At 57.4% G+C, this 4,393-nt stretch carries 5 protein-coding genes; 1 reads left to right on the top strand and 4 read right to left on the bottom strand.

The window, feature by feature from the left end:
• The 4 genes from V6C16_RS08520 to V6C16_RS08505 form a co-directional block, all read right to left on the bottom strand.
• On the bottom strand, positions 1-495 hold a 495-nt coding region (locus V6C16_RS08520), incomplete at its 3' end, for an HpcH/HpaI aldolase/citrate lyase family protein (protein WP_333543009.1).
• Positions 495-767: a citrate lyase acyl carrier protein gene (gene citD, locus V6C16_RS08515; RefSeq protein WP_333536344.1), complete on the bottom strand. Its 273-nt coding sequence runs from the start codon at positions 765-767 to the stop codon at positions 495-497. The genes citD and V6C16_RS08520, both read right to left, overlap by 1 nt.
• Before the next feature lie 190 nt (positions 768-957).
• The gene (locus V6C16_RS08510) at positions 958-2,073 is read right to left on the bottom strand and encodes a hypothetical protein (RefSeq protein ID WP_333536345.1); all 1,116 of its coding nucleotides are present in this window, start codon (positions 2,071-2,073) and stop codon (positions 958-960) included.
• A gap of 138 nt (positions 2,074-2,211) precedes the next feature.
• Positions 2,212-3,534 (bottom strand): 2-hydroxycarboxylate transporter family protein, encoded by a 1,323-nt coding sequence (locus V6C16_RS08505; RefSeq protein ID WP_333536347.1) that lies wholly within the window; start codon positions 3,532-3,534, stop codon positions 2,212-2,214.
• A gap of 249 nt (positions 3,535-3,783) precedes the next feature.
• On the opposite strand from V6C16_RS08505, the gene V6C16_RS08500 reads away from it, so the two are divergent.
• A partial coding sequence (locus tag V6C16_RS08500) for an MATE family efflux transporter (protein WP_333543008.1) occupies positions 3,784-4,393 on the top strand: 610 nt, incomplete at its 3' end.

Genomic DNA, 4,393 nt, shown 5'->3' with positions numbered 1-4,393 from the left:
GGCCGTGCGTTGCGCACCCATTGCCGCCGTAAAATCTTCCGCGCCCAGAAGAATGCCTTGCAGGGCCTTGTGCGCAGAAGCAATGGCGTAGGCGTTTTCCAGGCCAAGGGGGCTTTCGATAATAGCCAGTGCCTTGATCTGGGCCGTGACGTGGTATTTTTCCCGTGCGCTTTCAATGGCCTGTGCCACTTGCAGCACCTGCTCCGCATTTTCAAGCTTGGGAACCATGACAAAATCTGTTCCCGCGCGGACAACCGCCTCCATATCGGCCTGCCAGTACGGCGTGTCCAGCCCGTTGATGCGCACGGTTATGCCCACGCCCTGAGGGCGCAGCTCTTCGAGCGCGTGGCGCACCAGTGTGCGGGCCGCGTCTTTTTCCTGCTGCGCCACGGCGTCTTCAAGGTCAAAAATGACAACATCCGCGCCCAGGCATTGCGCGCTGGCAAGCATGCCGGGATTGTTGCCGGGCATGAAAAGAAATGTTCTGTTGCGCATTACATTTTCTCCTTGAAGCGGGCGATGGCGGTTTCCATACGCGCCTTGATGGTGCATTCCAGCGCTCCCTTGTCCTGCGCTGTCACTTCCACGCCATCAAGTCCGGAGGCGTCCATGCTTTGCTGTATGGCGGCTTTAATGTCATCGCCAAACTGGTGCATGACAATGCTGCTGAGGTTGATGGAGACGCCTTTTTCGCCGGTGGCTGTAATGGTGATGAAAATATCGTTGGATTCCAGCGTACCTGCGGCGGCACTGCATTGTGTAGACATAGCTTTCTCCTTGATGGCAGGTTGCCAGCTCTGGGGCATAGAGTTTGAGATTGGGTATTCTCAATTTTTTTAAACGGTTGTTGCGGCGCTTAACAGCGCAAACAAACAGATCTCGGGCTTTTGTGGCGGCCTTCTGCTCACGCAGCCGCCAGAACAATTTCAAAGTGAAATTGCTTTAAACAACGCCTGGTCAATGCCGCCCTGTATGATTTTTAAGTTTTTCTTCAAGCGCCGCTCCCTGCTCCGAACGCAGGAAATCCAGAGTCGCCTGCGGCAGAAGTCCGGCGAGTTCGGGCCAGGGCGCCGGGGAGGCGGTCTGCCCCAGCAAGGCCCGCACTCTTGAGGCGCTGACGGCGGTATGGTTTTTTTCAAGGCGGGGGATTTCTCGAAACATGATGCCGTGCTCTTGAAATACGTCCCGCATGGCGTCGTTGTACGCCGCAGTTACCGGGTCAAAAGGTTCGGAGCCTGCAAACCGGGCTTCTATACCAAGGTCGCGGGCTATGCGCGTGGCGAATATGGTGCTGTCCAGGATGGCATGAACTGTTCCCACCCTGGCATCGGCGGTGAAATAGGCGGGAAAACTGGCGCGTGAAACCATGTATGGCCCGGCGGGCAACACAAGGATATTCCCCACGTCCGCAAGCCCTTTTTGTACAAGGGCCAGACGCACGGCAAAGGGAAAAACGGAGCGTTCTTCTTCCACCACAAAGACCAGCAGCCGTTCGCAGGCCGAAGCCGCAGTGCGGGCAAGGTAGTCGTGCCCCAGGGTAAAGGGGTTGGCGTTCATGACAATGGCGCCAAGATGAAAGGCTGCGGCGCAAGCGCCGCTGGCATCTGTTGTCCGGGGGGGCTGCGTGTTCTGTCCGCTTTGCCTGCCTTCGTTCCAGTTGTGTCCGGCAATGACGTTTTGCACGGCGGCAAGCCAGTCGGCATAGCAGGGACGCCCCATTTCCAGCAGGGCGGCGTCCTGGCTTTTGCCCACAAGGTCAAAGCCGGAGGCTTCAAACTTGGGAGCTTCAGAGGCTTTGGTGAAGATAAAGAAGTGACGGACGCCTTCCTGCCTGCCGTGCAGCACAAGGCGGCTCAGGATTGCGGTGGACAGGCCGCCCTCACGCGCATGCGCGGCCACGCAGATGCCGCAAAGAATGTCGCCCGCCAGAAAACCGCAGGCAGCCATGCGGCCGTCTTCATAAAAACCGAGACCGTATGTGTGGCCGTCCGGCAGGCGCAGGCCAGCCTCTGCAAGCAGCTTTTCCGCCTGGGCCAGGTCATGGCCGGTGATGATTTCGTAGTAGCCCTGCATATGTTTTCCGGCGGTTTCGGCTATCCCGCGTCTTGCGCGGGATAGCCGGGTTTGTCAGAGCATTTTATCTGTTGTGCGGGCAATGCTCCAGACCTTCATGCGGATTCCCGAGACCCGTCAGAATGCCGTTGCCGTGTTTTATCCCACGTAGAACACGCGCATAAGGATCACGGCGGCGACCACTACGGCCGCACCGCCGATGCGGGTGGATATCTGCGCAAAGGGCATAAGCTCCATACGCCCGGCAGCCGAAAGAATGGCGACATCGCCGGTTCCGCCCAGACCGCTGTGGCAGCCTGTGACCAGGGCCGCTTCCACAGGGTACATGTTAAGGAATTTTGCGCTGAAAAAGCCCGTGGCGACCATTGCCAGAACCGTGGACATGACCGTGATGATATAACTGGGCTGAATGACGGCAACCACGTCCTGCCAGGGGGTAAAGCACACGCCCACGCCCACAAGAAGCGCCCATGTGAGGTTTTTGGATACAAACAGGTAGAACTGGTACGCCGCTTTTTCCGCCACGCGGGGCATAATGCCCGTGGCCTTGGCGATGGCTGCGGAAAGGATCATGATGATCGGGGCGGGAATGGGAATGAAAATATTGACCAGCATGCCGAAAAGGTAGAAGCAGCAGGCGGTCAGCAGGCCCATGCCCAGAATTTTTACGTCAATGGGTTCTTCTTCCTGCTTGAGGTTCAGGTTGTCGTCGCCCACGCGCACAAGTTTGCCGTTGCCGGTCTGGTGCGGGTTTTTCAGGGCATAGCGTTTGAGAATGCCCGCGCAGATAATGGCGGTAACGTTGCCGAGCATGGCGGCGGGGGCCACCATGGCGATAAAGCGCCCGGGGTCCGTACCCTGAATCTCAGCATATCCGGCCGAGAGAGGCAGAATGCCTTCGCCCACGCCGCCGGAAATGATGGGAATAACGATGTAAAAGAAGGTTTCAAACGTTCCGTGGCCGAGCAGGGTTCCCACGGCAGTCCCCACAAGGCAGCTTGCAAGCGTGCCGAGAATCAGCGGTACGAACATGCGCAAGAACCCCTGGATGAGCACTTCGCGCAGCATGCCGAGAATGCTGCCCGTCACCAGGCAGGCGATGTAGAAATAAAGAAAGTTCGCGCCCCCGTTTTTACCGGAGGTAAAATGTATGATGGCCGCTTTGGCGGGGCCGTCCAGCAGGCTGTAATACACAAGCACTGAAGGAATGAAGATGGAAAGAATGGCCGGGCCGCCGATGTCTTTCAGCACGGGAATGCGCAGGCCCATGTCGCCCAGCAGTATGCCCATAACCAGCATGACCGCGAAACCGCCGATCATGTCTTTGGGCAGCTTGCCGTAATAAGAGGCCAGAAAAATGATGATGGCAAAGCAAAGATAGAGCGGCAGGGGAACCGGCCCGATCTTGAAGTCGCACAGCCTGTTGAAAAGGCTGCCTGATGAATCCTCTGTCTTTTGCATGGGTAAACCCTCCTGACGGAATTTGATTTTTCTATATCCGGCAGCGGGGAAGAAGTCTTTTTATGTAATTTTATAGTGAGTTTTGAAAGTTATGTAAGCGGCCAAAATGACAGCCTTGCCCGGCGCGTATGGCCTGTGGAGCCGTGCAGGCGCATGCCTTTGGAACAGGCCTGGAAAAATGTGAATCCGTTATTGTTATTTAAAGCTAACTTTGTTTGACTTGTAAAATGTCATGCGCCATTATGCCGCATGTCCGATGCAAATCCCGTTTCCGCGCGCGAAGTGGCCCGCCTTACTATCCCTCAACTGGGGCTGATGTTTTGCCACATGGTCATGTCCATGACCGATCTTTGGGTGGCGGGACAGCTGGACGAAGGCGTTCTGGCCGCGCTCGGGTTTATCGCGCAGGTATACTCGCTGCTCATGCTGCTCACAGCCATTGTGGGCAGCGGCTGCATGGCGATGGTCAGCCAGTCGCTGGGCGCGGGAAAAATTTTACGTGCGCGGCGTTATTCCGGCCTGATCGTCTGCCTTTCATTTTCAGCGGGATCGCTGGTGGCGCTTCTGGCTGCGGGCATTCTGGCTGCTCTGCCTCTTGAACGCATGGTTCCGGCACATCTTGCGCCTGTGGCGCGCACCTTTGGTCTGGCGTATGCCGCGCAGTTGCCGTTCTATTACAGTCTGATCATGCTCAACTCCGTTTTTCGGGCGCACAAGCTGGTCTGGCTGCCCACGGCCACGCTCTGTTTTGTGGCGGGCATCAACTTTATCGGCAGCGCCGGGCTGGGTCTCGGCTGGTGGGGTTTGCCGCGTATGGGCTATGCGGCCGTGGCCTGGACGACGTTTGGCGCGTCCTGTG

Origin of the sequence: Desulfovibrio sp. 1188_IL3213, assembly GCF_036763145.1 — a bacterium.
Classification (GTDB): Bacteria; Desulfobacterota; Desulfovibrionia; order Desulfovibrionales; family Desulfovibrionaceae; genus Desulfovibrio.
The sequence above is the reverse complement of the archived record's forward strand: the minus strand, read 5'-3'. Positions and strand labels throughout refer to the sequence as shown.